Source organism: Niveispirillum sp. FG156, from assembly GCF_057809555.1.
This window is the reverse complement of the sequence record NZ_JBMDKE010000018.1, coordinates 76,001-91,372: the sequence shown is the minus strand read 5'-3', so window position 1 is coordinate 91,372 and position 15,372 is coordinate 76,001. Positions and strand designations below refer to the sequence as shown.

16 protein-coding genes and 1 tRNA gene are annotated in these 15,372 nt (G+C 65.9%); 11 read left to right on the top strand and 6 right to left on the bottom strand.

The features are described from left to right. The first annotated feature begins 17 nt into the window (after positions 1–17). Positions 18–791, top strand: coding sequence for an RluA family pseudouridine synthase (locus ACODSP_RS13380; RefSeq protein ID WP_488966067.1), 774 nt, complete (start codon positions 18–20; stop codon positions 789–791). On the opposite strand, the gene ACODSP_RS13375 is transcribed toward ACODSP_RS13380, so the two are convergent. From ACODSP_RS13375 to ACODSP_RS13360, 4 genes are all read right to left on the bottom strand, one after another. Beyond that, positions 751–1,068, bottom strand: a complete 318-nt coding sequence (locus tag ACODSP_RS13375; protein WP_488966066.1) for a putative quinol monooxygenase — start codon at positions 1,066–1,068, stop codon at positions 751–753. The two genes, ACODSP_RS13380 and ACODSP_RS13375, sit on opposite strands and share 41 nt — an antisense overlap. An 18-nt stretch (positions 1,069–1,086) precedes the next feature. Next, positions 1,087–1,578: a hypothetical protein gene (locus ACODSP_RS13370; protein ID WP_488966065.1), complete on the bottom strand. Its 492-nt coding sequence runs from the start codon at positions 1,576–1,578 to the stop codon at positions 1,087–1,089. Further along, positions 1,578–2,729 carry a DUF2157 domain-containing protein gene (locus tag ACODSP_RS13365; RefSeq protein ID WP_488966064.1) on the bottom strand — a complete coding sequence of 384 codons (1,152 nt, stop codon included), beginning with the start codon at positions 2,727–2,729 and terminating at the stop codon, positions 1,578–1,580. The genes ACODSP_RS13370 and ACODSP_RS13365 overlap by 1 nt, the downstream gene beginning before the upstream one ends. 61 nt (positions 2,730–2,790) lie before the next feature. Further along, positions 2,791–3,951: an MFS transporter gene (locus tag ACODSP_RS13360; RefSeq protein WP_488966063.1), complete on the bottom strand. Its 1,161-nt coding sequence runs from the start codon at positions 3,949–3,951 to the stop codon at positions 2,791–2,793. A gap of 182 nt (positions 3,952–4,133) precedes the next feature. On the opposite strand from ACODSP_RS13360, the gene ACODSP_RS13355 reads away from it, so the two are divergent. From ACODSP_RS13355 to ACODSP_RS13310, 10 genes are all read left to right on the top strand, one after another. After that, positions 4,134–4,646 carry an HPP family protein gene (locus ACODSP_RS13355; RefSeq protein ID WP_488966062.1) on the top strand — a complete coding sequence of 171 codons (513 nt, stop codon included), beginning with the start codon at positions 4,134–4,136 and terminating at the stop codon, positions 4,644–4,646. Positions 4,647–4,932: 286 nt separating this feature from the next. After that, entirely contained in the window at positions 4,933–6,051 is a 1,119-nt protein-coding gene (dnaN, locus tag ACODSP_RS13350) for a DNA polymerase III subunit beta (protein WP_488966061.1), read from the top strand. 126 nt (positions 6,052–6,177) lie between these two features. Beyond that, complete coding sequence (locus tag ACODSP_RS13345; RefSeq protein WP_488966060.1) at positions 6,178–6,450, top strand: plasmid mobilization protein; 273 nt, start codon at positions 6,178–6,180, stop codon at positions 6,448–6,450. Beyond that, positions 6,447–6,668 carry a hypothetical protein gene (locus ACODSP_RS13340; protein ID WP_488966059.1) on the top strand — a complete coding sequence of 74 codons (222 nt, stop codon included), beginning with the start codon at positions 6,447–6,449 and terminating at the stop codon, positions 6,666–6,668. Before ACODSP_RS13345 ends, ACODSP_RS13340 begins: the two co-directional genes overlap by 4 nt. An 81-nt stretch (positions 6,669–6,749) precedes the next feature. Further along, positions 6,750–7,010, top strand: coding sequence for an AbrB/MazE/SpoVT family DNA-binding domain-containing protein (locus ACODSP_RS13335; protein WP_488966058.1), 261 nt, complete (start codon positions 6,750–6,752; stop codon positions 7,008–7,010). Beyond that, positions 7,003–7,404, top strand: a complete 402-nt coding sequence (locus tag ACODSP_RS13330; RefSeq protein WP_488966057.1) for a type II toxin-antitoxin system VapC family toxin — start codon at positions 7,003–7,005, stop codon at positions 7,402–7,404. The genes ACODSP_RS13335 and ACODSP_RS13330 overlap by 8 nt, the downstream gene beginning before the upstream one ends. Continuing rightward, on the top strand, positions 7,404–8,567 hold the full coding sequence (gene recF, locus ACODSP_RS13325; RefSeq protein WP_488966056.1) for a DNA replication/repair protein RecF: 1,164 nt from the start codon (positions 7,404–7,406) through the stop codon (positions 8,565–8,567). The genes ACODSP_RS13330 and recF overlap by 1 nt, the downstream gene beginning before the upstream one ends. Positions 8,568–8,624: 57 nt before the next feature. Further along, complete coding sequence (gyrB, locus tag ACODSP_RS13320) at positions 8,625–11,195, top strand: DNA topoisomerase (ATP-hydrolyzing) subunit B (RefSeq protein ID WP_488966055.1); 2,571 nt, start codon at positions 8,625–8,627, stop codon at positions 11,193–11,195. 78 nt (positions 11,196–11,273) lie between these two features. Further along, the gene (locus tag ACODSP_RS13315; protein WP_488966054.1) at positions 11,274–12,368 is read left to right on the top strand and encodes a potassium channel family protein; all 1,095 of its coding nucleotides are present in this window, start codon (positions 11,274–11,276) and stop codon (positions 12,366–12,368) included. A 126-nt stretch (positions 12,369–12,494) separates the two neighbouring features. Continuing rightward, on the top strand, positions 12,495–14,201 hold the full coding sequence (locus ACODSP_RS13310; protein WP_488966053.1) for a thiamine pyrophosphate-binding protein: 1,707 nt from the start codon (positions 12,495–12,497) through the stop codon (positions 14,199–14,201). A 66-nt stretch (positions 14,202–14,267) separates the two neighbouring features. Here the strand turns inward: ACODSP_RS13310 and ACODSP_RS13305 are convergent. Together ACODSP_RS13305 and ACODSP_RS13300 are read right to left on the bottom strand one after the other, a co-directional pair. Continuing rightward, positions 14,268–14,341, bottom strand: a tRNA-Gly gene (locus ACODSP_RS13305). An 85-nt stretch (positions 14,342–14,426) separates the two neighbouring features. Then, the gene (locus ACODSP_RS13300) at positions 14,427–15,083 is read right to left on the bottom strand and encodes a GNAT family N-acetyltransferase (protein ID WP_488966052.1); all 657 of its coding nucleotides are present in this window, start codon (positions 15,081–15,083) and stop codon (positions 14,427–14,429) included. Between the last annotated feature and the right edge of the window lie 289 nt (positions 15,084–15,372).

The following is a 15,372-nucleotide window of genomic DNA, read 5'->3' as shown; positions in this document are numbered from 1 at the left end:
ATAGCCCGGCCCCTTCCATGAACGCTGACGATCTTCTTTCCCGCCTGCTTTACCGTGACGGGCTGATGCTGGTGCTGGACAAGCCGGCAGGCATCGCCGTGCATGCGGGCCCGGATACGGCCAAGGGCAAGGGCGACAATCTGGAGCGGCATTTCGATGCGCTGCGCTTTGGCTTCCCCAAGCCGCCATCGCTGGCCCACCGGCTGGACCGCGATACCTCGGGCTGCCTGATCCTGGGGCGGCATCCCAAGGCGCTGCGCCGGCTGGGCATCCTGTTTCAGGAAGGTAAGGTCGCCAAGACCTATTGGGCCATCGCCCTGGGCCATCCCGCCGACAATAGCGGCAAGATCGATGCCGGCCTGACCAAGGTCAGCGATGCGCGGCGCGGCTGGCGTATGGTCATCGACAAGGAGAATGGGCAGGCGTCGGTTACGATCTGGCGGGTGCGCGGACGCGGCAACCTGCCGGGCATAGGACCCGTCAGTTTCATGGAACTGAACCCCAAGACGGGCCGCACGCATCAGATCCGGGTGCATATGCAGCATCTGGGGCACCCGCTGCTAGGCGACCCGATCTATCTGCCGCCCGGCGCGGCGGGCAAGGTGGGCGACCTGCTGCACCTGCATTCCCGCGCCATCACGGTGCCCATTCAGGCCACCAAGCCGCCCGTCACCATCACGGCCCCCGTCCCGCCCCACATGCAGGCAGCACTCACTGCCTGCGGTTGGGCGGGGGAGGACGCAGGCACGCTCAATCCTCCGGCCACGGCTGTGTCACCAGACCGACCCTGACGACGGCATCGCCCTGCACCTCCCGCCATTTGCTCCAGTGCTGAAAATGCGCCGAGGCATGGTGGCTGCGCATCGCCGCCTCATCCACGAATTCCTCCCAGACATGGAAGATGGCGGGGCCACCCTCCTTCTCCTCCGAGGGGGAGCGGGCGGCGCGAAACTGGATACAGCCCGGCTCCTGCCGGCTGTGGCGCAGATTATGGCCGAAATATTCCATGAACCCGTCCAGATGGGTCAGCGCGACCTCCACCCGGATCAAACGGCCTTCACGCGCCATAACGGCATTCCTCCCTGGCTATTCGGCTTCGGGCAGGGATTTGCCGTCAACCTGGACATCCTCCAAAGCGATGCCACCCTTGCCGTCGAATCGCACCGCGACATCGACCCGCACCTTGGCACCGCGCAGCAGCGCCTCCAGCCGGAGCGCCCGTTCCTGCGACTGGTAAATCCGCAATTCCCGCCCCGGATCGGCCAAGGGATAGCGACAGGCCGACAGGACATCCGGCGTGCAGGCCGGCAGGGCCGTGAAGCCGGGCCGGCCATCGGCGCCGCCGGGCGTCAGACAGACACAGTCCCCGGCACCTGAGCGCCCCGGCGACAGTCCGGCAATATCCAGCCGCGCCAGCAGATAATGACCGCGCAGCAGGTCGCGCGGGTCAAAGCCGGCCAGCCGGACCCGCATCACCGGCTCCTCTGCCCGCAGCAGCGGCAGCGACGCGGCCCAGCCTGCCAGGATGGCGGTCGGCAGGATCAGCAGGGCCGCGCGCAGCAGCATCTCCTTGCCCATCACGCCCCCTCCCCCGCCCGCCGGGCCTCACCCCATTCCATGACCCGCCGCGCGGCAAAGGCCAGCCCCAGCAGCACGGCCCCCGCAAGCACCAGCCCGAAGCCGGTGGCCAGCAACCCGCCCGTGGCATCCAGATAGGCGACAAAGACCCGTACCGCGATCAATGCGACGGCCAGCCTGAACCAGCCCGGTCGTTCGGTCAGCAGGGCCAGCCGCGCCAGCGCGATCCAGTAGAGGCAGAACAGCACCCCCGTCACGATGGCGGCCAGGGTGCCATCCAGCAGGAAGGGCAGCACGGACAGCGGCGGCGCCAGGGCCAACAGCGCACCGAAGGCCAGCCGCACCCCCCTCATGTCCCCCGGCGACAGGGCATGGGCGGCGGCGATGGCCACCATGCCCACAGCCCCGCCGATACCGGCATCCCACATCACATCGGGTTCCGGCACCCCGTCGATCAGGGGACGCAGCACCAGCAGCAGGATGGTCAGCCCGCCGATCAGCGCGCCCACCGCCACCTGCCCAAAATGGCGCGCCCAGACCGCCGGCACAGGCCGGGGCGACAGCCGGATCAGATAAAGCAGCGCCAGGAACAGGATCAGAACGCTGGCCGACAAGCGCCTGTCATGCAGCCAATCCCAATGGTCGGCCAGCAGGGCACCGGCCCAGGTGAACAGGCCCAGGACCCAGACCCAGCGGTTCAGCCCACCGCGTGCCAGGGCCAGCGTGAAGGGGGTGGACAGCAGCAGCCATCCCCCCAACAGGCCGCTGGCGCTGCCCTGCAACTGGAAGCTCTGTCCGATATGCGCGATCAGGGCCAGGGTGGACAGCGACAGCAGCAGCACCCCGCCTTCGACCCGAACGGACAGTAAGGTGCGCCCCGCCCAATGCCAGACAAGGGTCCCCAGGACCAGATTGATCAGGATATGCAGGCCCAGGCGCGGGCCGATGGGGATGGCGTCCCAGTTGGCGGCAATGATGGCGATGATGCCGACACCGATGGTAAACGCCCCCAGCACCGCCAGGGCCAGGGCCAGCTTCGGTTTGCCCCGGCTGGCCTCGAACGCGGCGATGCGAGCGGCCTGATCATCGCTGATCAACCCTTCGCGCCGCCAATCGGCCAGCTTTGCCTCCAGACCGTAACCCCAGCCCATGCCGCCTTTCCCATCATGACCGCGTACAGGGTGGCGGAAACCGCCACCCTGTACAAGCACATCAGTCCGGCAGCCGCGGCAGCAGGATCAACGCCGCCAGCCCCACCGCCTGCACCAGAGCCACCGCCAGGGTCAGGGCCGGCAGGCCCAGGGTGATGAACGGGGCCAGCAGGGCGGTGCCCACCGACGAAATGCCGGTGATGAACAGGATCACCAGGGCCGAGGCGCGATCATCATCGCCGCGCCCTGCCATGATGGCCCGCAGGAAACCCGGCGGCCCGCGTAGGCCCAGGCCGATATTCATGGGCGCGAACAGCACCGACAGCATCCAGACCGGCCCGCCGCCCGTCCATCCGAAGATCAGCAGCAGGACACCCGACAGGAAGGCCATGGCCGTGCCGATACCGATCATGCGTTCGATCCCGAACCGTCTTGCCAGCCCACCGGCCAGATTGGCGGTAACCGCGAACAGGGTGACGCCGATGGCCTGCATCACCACGAAATCGCCCATGCTGCCGCCCATGCCGGCCGTGATGGTGACGGGTGCCCCGAACACGAAGATCAGCAGCCCACCCAGCACCCCGCCATGCGACAGGCCATAGCGCAGGAAGACCGGATCACGCAGCAAGCGACCATAGGAACCACCCTGCCGCTTCTCCACCCGTCCACCCGGCAGAATGCCCAGACCCGCCGTCAGGCAGGCCAGCACCAGCAGGGCCGCCAGCGCGATGGCCAGGAACGGCGCCTGCCACCCGGCCCAGGCGATCAGTGCCGCCCCGGCCAGCGGTGCGGCCCCCGGTGCAATGGCCTCTATCGAGCCCAGCAGCGCCAGGGCGCGCATGGCCCCGACCTCATCAAACAGGCGGCGGATGATGCCGGGGGCGAAGACGGCGGGGGCGGACCCGGCCAGCCCCTGCCCGGCACGCAGCGCAATCAGCATATCCAGATCGGTGATCAGCACCGACAGGCCCGACAGGATGCCGAACGCCGCCATGGCACCCAGCAGTAGGAAGCGTCGGTCGAAACGTGCCGCCAGCGTGCCGAACAGCAGCATGCCCGCCATGGCACCCGCCACATAGGCGGCGATCACCAGCTGTGCCCGCGCCGCATCCCCGCCCGGCCAACCGGCCAGCAGCGGTAGCGCCGGCAGGACCAGATCAATCCCCGCCAACCCCAGAAGCGTTCCCATAACCAGCAAGGCGCAGATCAGTATCCGCGTCATAACCCTATTCCCTCTCTCCCAAAGCTCCCCACCCTAATAAATCCGAAATCGGATCAGTTCCGATAGGACACAATCCGAACCGCAGGCATGCACAGCGCTCAACCGAGTGCCACGATAGAGATTGATTGCAAATTGTGCGATCCCAGGTCAGAAAACAGGCGCGCAATGCACAGGATTTACCCATGCCGCGTCATCTGCTGGTCCGTCATGAATCCCGCCATCCGCATCTGGCCTCCCATGTGAAGGCCGGGCTGGGGGCAACCGTGACCATCGCGGCGGCGGGCTGGCTGGCCGGGGTGACGCATCTGCCACTGCTGCTGGCACCGTTCGGGGCCAGTGCGGTCCTGCTGTTCGCGCAGGCCGCAAGCCCACTGGCACAGCCGGTGAACGTGGTCGGCGGTTATCTGCTGGCCGGTCTGATCACCCTTCTGGCCCATATGGCCCTGCCCGCCGACTGGTGGGTGGTGGGGCTGACGGTGGGGGCCGCCATCACCATGATGTCGCTGGCCCGCCTGACCCATCCGCCGGCAGGCGCCATGCCCGTGGTGGTGGCGGGGTCGACCACCATGCCGGCCCTGGAACTGCTGGCCATCGCGGTGGCCGGGGCGGCGGTCATGACCATTTACGCGGCCCTGCACCACCGTCTGCCGCCGCGTTTCGACTATCCCAAACGCCCCGCCCCCGTGGTGAGCTGAAGCGTATTCCGGTGACCGGAAACACGCCCTAGTCGTTCATTTTCCTCAGGCGCCGGCGCGGCATCCGCCGCTCAGGCTTCACGCCGCACGTGCGGCGCGGCGGTAGTCGCCGCCGGCGCGGTTTGCCGGGTCGCACCCTGTCCATCAGACAGTGGCCCGATCCATGCAGCAAACCCCTGTTATGTCCGATGTCTTATGCTATGGTAGCGCCCCTTCCGGCCCTTGGCTGGGGGATTGGAAGAACATTGTCGTCCCCTTTCGGGGGACCTAGCCGACCGGAACCAGGATGAAGATCATCATCGAACGTGCCGCCCTGCTTCGCTCCCTCGGGCATGTGCAGAGCATCGTCGAACGGCGCAATACCATTCCGGTCCTGTCCAATGTCCTGTTGAACGCGGCCAATGGCGAACTGTCGCTGACCGCCACCGACATGGACCTGGAGATTGTGGAAAGCGTGCCAGCGGAAATCGCCACGCCCGGTTCGGCAACCGCCCCCGCCCACACCCTGTATGACATCGCCCGCAAGCTGCCCGATGGCAGCCAGGTGGAGCTGGATGCGACGGGTGACGTGCTGACCCTGCGGTCGGGCCGGTCGCATTTCAAGCTGGGCACCCTGCCCATCGATGATTTCCCGCAGATGGCCCAGGGCGATCTGGCCCACAGCTTCACCCTGACGGTCAGCGAGCTGAAGGCCCTGATCGATCGCACCAAGTTCGCCATCAGCACCGAGGAAACCCGGTACTATTTGAACGGTATCTATGTGCATGCGACCAAGCCGAAGGGCGGCGAATCCCCGGCCCTGCGCGCCGTGGCCACCGATGGTCACCGTCTGGCCCGGGTGGAGGTGACGTTGCCGGAGGGGGCGTCCGCCATCCCCGGCGTGATCGTGCCACGCAAGACCGTTCTGGAAGTGCGCAAGCTTCTGGACGAGGTCGCGGGCAGCATCGATGTGCAGCTGTCGGAAACCAAGGTCCGCTTTGCCTTCGACAATGTCGTGCTGACCAGCAAGCTGATCGACGGCACCTTCCCGGATTATGAGCGCGTGATCCCCGCCGGCAATGACAAGGTGCTGGAGGTCAATTCCAAGTCCTTCGCCGCCGCCGTCGACCGCGTCGCCACCATTTCGACCGAAAAGTCGCGCGCCGTGAAGCTGTCGCTGGGCCGTGACCTTCTGACCCTGTCCGCCAACTCCGCCGATGCCGGTTCGGCCACGGAAGAGCTGGAAATCGCCTATGACAACACGCCCTTGGAAATCGGCTTCAACAGCCGTTACCTGCTGGACATTACCGGCCAGATCGAAAGCGGCACTGCGCGTTTCCAGATGGCCGATGGCGGCTCCCCCACCATCGTCCGCGACGCCCAGGATGCCACGGCACTTTACGTGCTGATGCCGATGCGCGTGTGAGGATAAGGACGGTTTGAGTTTGTGGAACGCCCTGGCCGGGAGACCGGTTGGGGCGTTTCTTTTTTCCAGCCACTTGTCATGTTCCCGTCAGAAGCGCATCCTATGTCCATGCCATGGACATAGGAGATGATGATGGCGGCGACGGCGCGGCTGGTGGTGCAGATGACCCCGGCGGAAAAGACCAGGTTGGATGCACAGGCCCGGCGCCTGGGCATCACGACCTCTGAGTTCGTGCGCCGCCGCGTGGCCGATGATGACTTGATCGAGAACCGGGAAGAGATAGAGGCGTTGCTGTCCGCGCTGAACGATGCAGCCCCCCGCATCCTGGGCCACCTCGACCACTCCATTGAAGCAGCGGAGGCGGCCCTTGCCAACCTGAGCAAGGACCGTCCGGCATGAGCTTTGGCGACAAAATCCTTAGCGGTCTGAAGACCATCGTTCTCATTGAGGAAAAGGTACAGCGGCTGGATGCAACGGTGGGGGAGTTGCGCCGGGAAACCGTTAAAACCATCGCAGACCATGAACGTCGCCTGACACGGTTGGAAACCATAGTGGAAATCGCCCGGCCCGACAGTGCCACCCTGCGCATAGCCCGCCACGAAGATCGAGGCGAATGATGTGGCAGGGCATGCTGCAGCCTGCTTGACATAAATCCAACCAATGTCAGAATCGAACGGTATGGCAGGAAGAGTAGGCCCATGACCACCAGCGGCTTGCAAGCCAATCTGACTATCGCGTCCAACGGCCGTGTCGTCATTCCAGCGGGTATGCGGGCCGCATTGGGCATGCCTGAGGGAGGGCGTGTCGTTGCGCGACTCGTTGATGGAGCCGTTGTGCTTGAGCCAATAGCCGTTGCAATCAAGCGTACACAGGCACTTATGCGAAAATACGTACCAGCCGGGGTCAGCCTCGCTGACGAACTGATCGCTGAACGTCACGCAGCCGCTGAGCATGAGTGAGGCTGTCCTCGACAGTTCGGCGCTACTGGCCTTGATGTTAGAAGAGCCGGGAGGAGAGAGGGTGGCAGACGTACTGCCCGGCGCACTGATGTCAGCTGCCAACTATGCTGAAGTCCTTACCAAACTGGTCGAGCGCGGGTTCCCGATGGATGAGGCGCGCGAGGCCGTGATTGGCCTAGGCGTTGAAATCGTTGATCTGGATGCCGATCAGGCGGTTCTCGCCGCTTCGTTGCGGCCATCTACGCGCCGCGCCGGTCTATCCTTGGGGGATAGGATATGCTTGGCACTCGGCAACCGAAGAGGCGCACTGGTTTTGACCGCTGACAAAGCATGGCTTCGCGTGGCAGGTCCTGAATTGCCCACTATCCAGTGTATCCGAACTGCACCCATCTGATGAACCCCACCCCCACCCTGGCCGTCACCCGCCTGACGGTGACCCGGTTCCGATCCTATGCCAGCGCGCGCCTTGAATGCGATGCGCGGCCTGTCGTGCTGACGGGGGAGAATGGGGCGGGCAAGACCAATATCCTGGAGGCCGTCAGCTTCCTGGCCCCCGGTCGCGGCATGCGCCGGGCCAAATTGTCGGAGATTGAGCGCATCGGCGACAGTTCGGCGGCGGAATGGACGGGCGGGCCCGGTTGGGCCATCGCCGCAACCGTCGCCACGCCAGCCGGCCCGGTGGAGATCGGCACGGGCCGCGACCCGGCGGGTGGGGAGAGTGAGCGGCGGCTGGTCCATATTGATGGCCGCCCCGCCAAGGGCCAGATCGCACTGGCCGAGCATGTCTCCGTCGTCTGGCTGACACCACAGATGGACCGGCTGTTCCTGGAAGGGGCGGCGGGGCGGCGGCGGTTTCTGGACCGGCTGGTCTTTGGGTTTGACAGCGGCCATGCCGGGCGCCTGACCAAGTACGAGAACGCCCTGCGCGAACGCGCCCGCATCCTGCGCGACGGTCCGGTCGATCCCGCCTGGCTGTCCAGCCTGGAAAGCCAGATGGCGGAAACCGGCATCGCGGTGGCGGCGGCACGGGCCGACATGGCGGCACGGCTGGAGGCGGCGGCGGCACAGGGGGTCGGCCCCTTCCCCGCTCCCGGCATCGCCATCATCGGGGCCGTCGATGCGCTGCTGGCCGGGCGCCCGGCGCTGGAAGCGGAAGAGGCCTTTCGTAAGGCGCTGGCCGACGGGCGGCGGGCCGATGCGGCGGCGGGCGGGGCCACCATCGGGCCGCACCGGTCGGACCTTTCCGTGACCTACCGTGCCAAGGATATGCCCGCCGAACTGGGCAGTACCGGCGAACAGAAGGCACTGCTGATCGCCATCGTGCTGGCCAATGCCCGCCTGATGCGGGCAGAGACGGGAACCGCCCCGCTGCTGCTGCTGGATGAGGTGGCAGCCCATCTGGATGAAGGCCGCCGGCAGGCGCTTTTCGAGGAGATTCTGGCCACCGGCAGCCAAGCCTGGATGACCGGTACCGATGCCGGTATCTTCCGCCCGCTGGGTGCGTCGGCCACCCATGTTACGGTTGCACAATCGCGATTGTGCCATGCGGAATTTTAGGCGTCCGCCTGCGCTTTTACCCCTGTTTTCCGGCTCTTTCTGCTACACTCCGGCACCATGACGAACACCGATCACAACACCACCGCCGCCCTGTCCGTTTCCGCTGCCGCAGAGGAATATGGGGCCAGTTCCATCAAGGTGCTGAAGGGCCTGGACGCCGTCCGTAAACGCCCCGGCATGTATATTGGCGACACCGATGACGGGTCCGGCCTGCACCACATGGTGTATGAGGTGGTGGACAATGCCATCGACGAGGCGCTGGCCGGCCATGCCGACCGCGTGGATGTGCGCCTGAATGCCGACGGGTCCGTGACGGTGCGTGACAATGGCCGCGGCATCCCCGTGGACATTCACAAGGAAGAGGGCGTGTCGGCGGCAGAGGTCATCATGACCCAGCTGCATGCCGGCGGTAAGTTCGACCAGAACAGCTACAAGGTGTCCGGCGGTCTGCACGGCGTGGGCGTGTCGGTGGTGAACGCCCTGTCGGAGGTGCTGGACCTGCGCATCTGGCGGCTGGGCCGGGTGTGGGAGATGCGCTTCGCCCATGGCGATGCCGTGGCGCCGCTGGCCGATGTTGGCCCCGCCCCCATCGTCCAGCAGGGTAAGCGCGCTGGCGAGGCCCTGACCGGCACGGAGGTGACCTTCCTGCCGTCCAAGGCCACCTTCACCAAGACCGAGTTTGATTTCCAGACCCTGGAACACCGCCTGCGCGAACTGGCCTTCCTCAATTCCGGCGTGCTGATCATTTTCACCGACGCGCGCGGGGTGGAGCCGAAGTCGGTTGAGCTGTTCTATGAGGGCGGCCTGGAGGCGTTCGTCGCCTATCTCGACCGGTCCAAGACGGCCCTGCACAAGCCCGGTATCTATGCCAAGGGTGAACGCGCCACAGAGGCCGGCGTGCCCGTCGGTGTGGAAGTGTCGCTACAATGGAACGACAGCTATCACGAGACGACGCTGTGCTTCACCAACAACATTCCGCAGCGTGATGGTGGTACCCATCTGGCCGGTTTCCGGGCCGCCCTGACCCGCACCGTCAACAAATATGCAGAAGAAAGCGGCATCCTGAAGAAGGAGAAGGTGGCGCTGTCGGGCGACGATATGCGCGAGGGCCTGACCTGCATCATCTCCGTCAAGGTACCGGACCCGAAATTCTCCAGCCAGACCAAGGACAAACTGGTTTCGTCGGAAGTGGGGCCTGTGGTGCAGGCAATCTGCGCCGACGCCCTGTCCTCCTGGTTTGAAGAACATCCCGCCGACGCCCGCAAGATCGTAGGCAAGGTGGTGGAGGCCGCCGCCGCGCGTGAAGCCGCCCGCAAGGCCCGCGAACTGACCCGCCGCAAGGGGGCGCTGGATATGGCCAGCCTGCCCGGCAAGCTGGCCGATTGTCAGGAACGCGACCCGGCCCTGTCCGAACTGTTCATCGTGGAGGGTGATTCGGCCGGCGGTTCCGCCAAGCAGGGCCGTTCGCGCCAGAACCAGGCCATCCTTCCCCTGCGCGGCAAGATCCTGAATGTGGAGCGTGCGCGCTTTGACAAGATGCTGTCATCGGCTGAGATCGGTACCCTGATCGCGGCGCTGGGCACCGGTATCGGGCGTGACGAACTGAACCCGGAAATCGGGTTCCAGATCGAAAAGGCCCGCTACCACAAGATCATCATCATGACGGACGCCGATGTCGATGGCGCCCATATCCGCACCCTGCTGCTGACCTTCTTCTATCGGCAGATGCCGCAATTGATCGAGAAGGGCTATCTCTACATCGCGCAGCCGCCGCTGTACCGCGTGAAGCGCGGCACGGCCAAGGAACGGTATCTGAAGGATGACCGCGCGCTGGAAGATTACCTGATCAATCAGGGTACGGACGACGTCTTCCTGGTGGCTGCCGATGGTTCCGCCAAGGGTGGCGATGATCTGCGCGGTCTGGTCGAGCAGGCGCGCGCGGCCAAATCCGCCATCCAGGCTCTGGCCCGCAAGGCCGGGAACCGCGACGTGGTGGAACAGGCCGCGATCATCGGCGCCTTGTCCTCCAAGCTGCTGGACGATGCGCCGCGCGCCGCCGAACTGGCCGGTATCGTTGCCGACCGTCTCAACGTGCTGGCGCGTGACCGTGCGCTGGCCGCCGGTGATGCCATGGCCGTGGATGCCACCCCCGCCGCCATTGGCGGCTGGCAGGGTACGGCGGATCAGGATGGTCTGGTCCTGTCGCGCACCCGCCGCGGCGTGACCCACCGCCATGTGCTGGATGCCGACCTGCTGAAAAGCGTGGAGGCGCGTCGCCTGGACGCCATGTTCGACCATCTGTCGGCCACCTATACGATTGCCGGCACCCTGCGCCACCGTGTGAAGGATCTGCGCCATGTCACGGGTCCGGCTTCACTGTTCGAGGGCGTGATCGACCAGGGCCGCCATGGCCTGACCATTCAGCGCTATAAGGGTCTGGGCGAAATGAACCCGGAACAGCTCTGGGAAACCACGCTGGACCCCAATGTCCGCACCCTGTTGCAGGTGAAGGTCAATCACGCCGACGACGCCGAGGATGTGTTCAGCACCCTGATGGGCGACGTGGTCGAACCCCGCCGCGCCTTCATTCAGGAAAACGCCCTGAAGGTTGCGAACCTGGACGTGTGATAAAGAAAGGGCGGGGCTGGCAACATCCCCGCCCTTCTGCTTTCTGCTGCTCTTCCGCCCCCTGGCCACTGACCGACCATGCTGTCCCTGCTCTATCGCTGGTTCCGCTCTCCCCGGTCACGCCTGCATGAGGTGACCCTGAGCCGGCGCCTGGGCACGCTGGCGCTGTGGGTGCTGGCCGTCTGTGCGGCCCATGTCATCGCCATGATGGTGCTGGAAGGGATGGCCCTACGCGATGCGCTGTGGCTGACCGCCACGACCATTGTCACCGTCGGCTATGGCGATCTGTTCGCCAAGACCGATGCCGGGCGGCTGGCCACCGTCGGCTTGATGTATATTGGCGGGATTTTTGTGGTGGCCAGCCTGGTATCGGCGTTGGTCGATTGGCGCATGGATCAACAGGAACGCAAGGCCAACGGGACCTGGGGGTGGAAATTGTCGAACCATCTGCTGTTGATCGGTGAACCCAGCGGCGACGCGGTCCAGCATCTCTGCCGGCTGGTCGATCAGGTCCGCGCGCATGAGGATTGGCGTGACACGCCTGTCCTGCTGCTGACCCGCGCCTTTGAGGCCGGCCGCCTGCCGGCCGCACTGGCCGACCGTGGGGTTGTGCATGTTACGGGCAGTGCGGCTGATGCCACGGCGCTTGCCCATGCCGGGCCTGACCGTGCCCGCACCTCCCTGGTCTTTTCCAGCTCCGAAACCGACCGGGAGGCGACGGCCCGCGTGCTGGATACCATCCTGCGCCTGCGGGAGGCGGGACAGAAGACCGCCATCGTGGCCGAATGTGTGGATGTGGCCGACTATGATCGCTTGGCGAGACTGGGTGCGGCACAGCCCATCCGGGTCATGCATGGCTATCCGGAGGTGGCGGCCCGCGCCATCGTCAGCCCCGGATCGGAAGCGCTGATCGAGCAGCTGTTCACGGCAGAGGGCGATGAATGCCGCCGGATCGACCTGCCCCGGATGTGGGAAGGAAGCTGGCTGGACCTGCTGACCCGCATCGCCGGGGCCGGCATCGGCACGCCCATCGGCTATCTCTGCGCCGATACCGGTGCGGTCGTGGCCAATCCAGTGGGCCGGATCATCCGGGCCAAGGCGCTGTTCCTGATCGTCGGTGATGACCGGCAGGTTACGGCTGCCCGCGACACGGTACGTACCTTGTCGCTGTAATGGCACTTTGCCGTGAATGACCGTCGAAACGACGGGATCATCACCGCATTCCGCCCGATCCGCCACTTCAATCCGGCGGTCATTGCCGCCACAATCGCGGCAATCAAATCTCGAGGGACCGCCGTCATGACCATGCCCGCCGCCATCGCCCCTGGCATCGCCCCCAACACCGCCCGCTCCGGCGCCCGCCTTCTGGTCGCCGCACTGGAGGCGCAAGGGGTGAAGATGGTGTTCGGCGTGCCGGGGGAAAGCTATCTGCCGGTGCTGGACGCCCTGCATGATAGCGGCATCCGCTTCATCACCTGCCGGCAGGAAGGTGGGGCGGCCATCATGGCGGAGGCGCAAGGAAAGCTGACGGGCCGTCCCGGCATCTGCTTCGTCACGCGCGGCCCCGGCGCCACCAACGCCGCTGCCGGCATCCACATTGCCCAGCAGGATGCCACGCCCATGATCCTGTTCGTGGGACAGGTGGCACGCGACATGCGCCAGCGCGGGGCGTTCCAGGAGGTGGATTACAGCGCCGTGTTTGGCAGCATGACGAAGTGGGCGTTTGAGATCGACAATCCCGCCCGCATCCCGGAACTGGTCTCCCGCGCCTTCCGCGTCGCCTGCCAGGGCCGGCCCGGCCCCGTGGTCATCGCCCTGCCGGAGGATATGCTGGCGGAGTTGGCCGATGTGGCCGACTCCGCCATCGCCCCCATCGTCGAGGCCTTCCCCGACCCCGCCGCCATCAACGATCTGGCCCGGCGTCTGGCCGTCGCCGAACGCCCGCTGGCCATCCTGGGCGGCAGCGGCTGGACCGCAGAGACCACCTCCGCCTTCACCGCCTTTGCCGAGGCACACCAGATCCCCCTGGCCGTGGAGTTCCGCCGCCAGATGCTGGTGGACGGGATGAGCGAGACCTATGCCGGCGACCTGGGTTTCGGGGCCAATCCGGCGCTGCTGGCCCGCGTGAAACAGTCCGATCTGGTCCTGCTGCTGGGCGGCACCATGGGGGAAGTGCCGTCACAGGGCTATGAATTGCTGGGCATCCCCAATCCCGGCCTGCCCTTGGTGCATGTGCATCCCGGTGCCGAAGAACTGGGCCGCGTCTATCAGGCTGCACTGTCGATCCAGGCCAGCCCGCGCGCCTTCGTGACCGCTGCCCTGCCCGCCCTGGCGCATGCCGTCCCAGCCCCGCGTGCGGCCTGGCGGGAAGCGGCGCGTGCCGCCTATCGCGCCTGGACCGATGATGTGCCGGCCAATCCCGGCCCCGTGCAGATGGCGGAGGTCGTGGCGGCCCTGCGCGCCCTGCCGCCCTCTGCGGTGATGTGCAACGGCGCCGGCAACTACGCCATCTGGCTGCACCGGTTCCATCGCTATCAGGCCTATGGCACGCAGCTGGCGCCGACCAGCGGCTCCATGGGCTATGGCCTGCCCGCCGCCGTGGGCGCCAAACTGCACCAGCCCGACCGCACCGTCGTGGCACTGGCCGGCGATGGCTGTTTCCTGATGCATGGGCAGGAGTTTGCAACCGCCGTCCAGCATGGCGCCGCCATCGTAGCCGTCGTCATCGACAATGGCATGTACGGCACTATCCGCATGCATCAGGAGCGTGAATTTCCTGGTCGCGTCCTGGGCACGCAGCTCCACAGCCCCGACTTCGCAGCACTCGCCCGCGCCTATGGCGGCGTCGGCTTTACAGTGAAAAAGGCAGGCGAATTCCAGGCCGCCTTCGACGCCGCCATGGCCAGCGGTCGCCCTGCCCTGGTGCATGTTCGCCTGGACCCCGAAGCCATCACCCCGACCAGCACCCTGTCCGGCATCCGCGCCAAGGCCTTGGCGGGATCATAACCTCCAAAACGACAACGGCGCCCCGTTGGGGCGCCGACTGTACAACCGGATGAACCGGAAAATCGTTGGAGCGGGTGAAGGGAATCGAACCCTCGTCGTAAGCTTGGGAAGCTTCTGCTCTACCATTGAGCTACACCCGCGCCGGGACCGTTCTTATATTGGGTTCCCGATGCCGGATCAAGGGTCTAATCGTCATCCGATCGCCCCTTGGCCAACCCGCCCGGTTCAGCGTGCCGCGCGCCGCTGACGACGTCGGGACACCGGGGCGTCCAGGTCGGCCCCCTGGGTCAGAGCCGCGAACAGCGGAAGCTTGGTGACCTTGGCGGCGGCGCGGGGGGCGGCAGAGGGAGCGGCGACAGCAGCCGTCCGAACCTTCGCGGGCTTGGCGCGACCCACCATGCCTGTGACGCCGGTCAGGGCACCTTCCACCAGTTCCAGACCCTGGAACCGGGTCGGATCAACCGGGCCGGGCAGGGACAGGCCCGTCACAAGATCCCGCTGGAACCCGAAGCGCACATAATAGGGGGCGTCGCCGACCAGAATGACGATGCGGTGACCCAGGGCCTTCGCGGCCTCAAGGCTGTGGCGGATCAGCTTACCGCCCAGGCCTTCGCTGCGGTGGGCCGGATCGATGGCGATGGGGCCTAGCATCAGGGCCTGGACGCTGTTCCCCAGCATGACGGGCCAGTAACGGATGGTGCCCAGCATCACCTCGTTCCCCGCCTCGTCCGTATCGGTTGCGACAAAGCACAGGTCGGCCACGGGGGCGACATTCTTGCGCAGGCGATAAACGGTCTTGGTGTGGCGCTTGGGGCCGAAGGAGCTGTCGAGAAGCTTTTCGATGGCGGCGGCGTGAACCGGCAGCTCAAGCGTGATGTTCATACGATTGGGGTTTCCCGGCAAAATGAAATGTGGGGGAGACACTGTAAGAAGCGTCTGGCCGGGACCCCCACGCGGATGGCGTTCAGGTCCCGTGCACAAGAACCGGCCGCCCATGGAAGGGGACCGAGAGCTTTCGTCGTCGCAGGGGCGTGAAGCGCAACATCGCGCGGCTCATAAGCAGTTGACTGTGATTTGCTATATGAGGCTATCCGCCCCCCGACGCAAGCGGCGTTTTCATGACGAAGTCCCCCCTGACCGGATGCACAAGGGACCGCCCGGCATTGTGCGG

Coding starts and splice junctions, on each gene's coding strand:
- ACODSP_RS13380 (WP_488966067.1), top strand. CDS start 18: ATGAACGCTGACGATCTTCTTTCCCGCCTGCTTTACCGTGACGGGCTG.
- ACODSP_RS13375 (WP_488966066.1), bottom strand. CDS start 1,068: ATGGCGCGTGAAGGCCGTTTGATCCGGGTGGAGGTCGCGCTGACCCAT.
- ACODSP_RS13370 (WP_488966065.1), bottom strand. CDS start 1,578: ATGGGCAAGGAGATGCTGCTGCGCGCGGCCCTGCTGATCCTGCCGACC.
- ACODSP_RS13365 (WP_488966064.1), bottom strand. CDS start 2,729: ATGGGCTGGGGTTACGGTCTGGAGGCAAAGCTGGCCGATTGGCGGCGC.
- ACODSP_RS13360 (WP_488966063.1), bottom strand. CDS start 3,951: ATGACGCGGATACTGATCTGCGCCTTGCTGGTTATGGGAACGCTTCTG.
- ACODSP_RS13355 (WP_488966062.1), top strand. CDS start 4,134: ATGCCGCGTCATCTGCTGGTCCGTCATGAATCCCGCCATCCGCATCTG.
- dnaN (WP_488966061.1), top strand. CDS start 4,933: ATGAAGATCATCATCGAACGTGCCGCCCTGCTTCGCTCCCTCGGGCAT.
- ACODSP_RS13345 (WP_488966060.1), top strand. CDS start 6,178: ATGATGATGGCGGCGACGGCGCGGCTGGTGGTGCAGATGACCCCGGCG.
- ACODSP_RS13340 (WP_488966059.1), top strand. CDS start 6,447: ATGAGCTTTGGCGACAAAATCCTTAGCGGTCTGAAGACCATCGTTCTC.
- ACODSP_RS13335 (WP_488966058.1), top strand. CDS start 6,750: ATGACCACCAGCGGCTTGCAAGCCAATCTGACTATCGCGTCCAACGGC.
- ACODSP_RS13330 (WP_488966057.1), top strand. CDS start 7,003: ATGAGTGAGGCTGTCCTCGACAGTTCGGCGCTACTGGCCTTGATGTTA.
- recF (WP_488966056.1), top strand. CDS start 7,404: ATGAACCCCACCCCCACCCTGGCCGTCACCCGCCTGACGGTGACCCGG.
- gyrB (WP_488966055.1), top strand. CDS start 8,625: ATGACGAACACCGATCACAACACCACCGCCGCCCTGTCCGTTTCCGCT.
- ACODSP_RS13315 (WP_488966054.1), top strand. CDS start 11,274: ATGCTGTCCCTGCTCTATCGCTGGTTCCGCTCTCCCCGGTCACGCCTG.
- ACODSP_RS13310 (WP_488966053.1), top strand. CDS start 12,495: ATGACCATGCCCGCCGCCATCGCCCCTGGCATCGCCCCCAACACCGCC.
- ACODSP_RS13300 (WP_488966052.1), bottom strand. CDS start 15,083: ATGAACATCACGCTTGAGCTGCCGGTTCACGCCGCCGCCATCGAAAAG.